Genomic DNA, 864 nt, shown 5'->3' with positions numbered 1-864 from the left:
TCTAAAGGCGCGGGTATTCTCCTTGCTCTTTATAAATACGTTCGTATCGTTGCGAGCCTACTGGTCGAGAACCGAACATCGTGTTTAGTTTAGCGAGTTCCACCAGACGGCGAAGGCTTGCAACCACGTTTCGGCGGTCGTTGGCTCGACGTGGCTGAAACTATTGCTGAACGAGGAAGTACGTCGTTTTATTTCTCTAAAGACACGTTCCACAGCATTCCGATTTCCGTGGCGAACGGTCTGAAATCGGAGTCCGACTCGCTGGAGTGCAGCCGCTAGATGCTGGGCGTGATCAACGAGAAACACGGCGTCGGAGACGTCGTGTTTCTCACGACTCCCGCAGAAACTGCTGCGTCAATGCCGTCGTAGTCGTCGTAAATAGCCTCAGGTGGAGAAATTTGTTCGTCTCCGGATCAACGGCGGCGTACAGCCAGAACTGCTGACCATTAATCCGGATCACGGTCTCGTCGAGCGCGATGTGATCCGGGTTCGTATCGCTGGCGGGCTGTAGATCGGTCTTCTGCACCCAGTCGTGAACAGCCTTCCGCGAGCGTTCGACACCGAACTTCTCAAGTTCTGAGACAGTATTCGAAAGTGAGAGTCCGGACAGGTGGAGCCGAATACCGAGCTCCATCAACTCGCTCGGTGTCCGCTCTCGCTCCACAAAATCCAAGTCGATCCAGTCGCTACATCCGCTAAGGCGGGTGATTTCAGCCATGGACAGCAGAAATCAGTTCCGCCTCGCTTTTCAGCCTTAACTAAACACCGCCGAACCGAACCACCAAAGAATTAAGCCGGTGAGGCCGTCAACGTCTCGTACGCTACTATCGTAGTCCGATTCGGACTACAGGTCGTTCGCCCGAT

Annotated in this window: 1 pseudogene; it reads right to left on the bottom strand. The window is 54.2% G+C overall.

The annotated features are described in order from the left end of the window. Positions 1-84 precede the first annotated feature (84 nt). Positions 85-718 (bottom strand): annotated as a pseudogene (locus ACQUQ1_RS22490) (IS6 family transposase). Positions 719-864: the final 146 nt, after the last annotated feature.

Origin of the sequence: Halobaculum sp. EA56 (assembly GCF_051195075.1) — an archaeon.
Classification (GTDB): domain Archaea; phylum Halobacteriota; class Halobacteria; order Halobacteriales; family Haloferacaceae; genus Halobaculum.
This window is presented reverse-complemented; position numbering and strand designations above follow the sequence as displayed.